We start from the raw sequence: 369 nt of genomic DNA, 5'->3' as shown, positions 1-369 counted from the left end.
GTGGTAAGCTGCGAAAAGCTCGGGGGATTGGCACACACGAATTGATCCCGAGATGTCCGAATGGGGCAACCCGGCATGTTGAAGACATGTCACTTTAAATTTATTTAAAGAGCAAACCCGGAGAACTGAAACATCTAAGTACCCGGAGGAAAAGAAATCGAAGAGATTCCGTAAGTAGTGGCGAGCGAACGCGGATTAGCCCAAAAGTCTTTATATATTTAGAAGAATGTTCTGGAAAGAACAGCCATAGACGGTGATAGCCCGGTATTCGAAAGGTATACATAGATGATAAATGAGTATGGCGGGACACGTGAAATCCTGTCTGAATATGGGGGGACCATCCTCCAAGGCTAAATACTCCTGAAAGAC

General features: G+C 45.3%; 1 rRNA gene. It reads left to right on the top strand.

The annotated features are described in order from the left end of the window. Positions 1 to 369 (top strand): 23S ribosomal RNA (locus AC1DPK_RS34340); the annotation flags it as partial.

This window comes from Paenibacillus sp. 01T424 (genome assembly GCF_056398745.1).
This window is presented reverse-complemented; position numbering and strand designations above follow the sequence as displayed.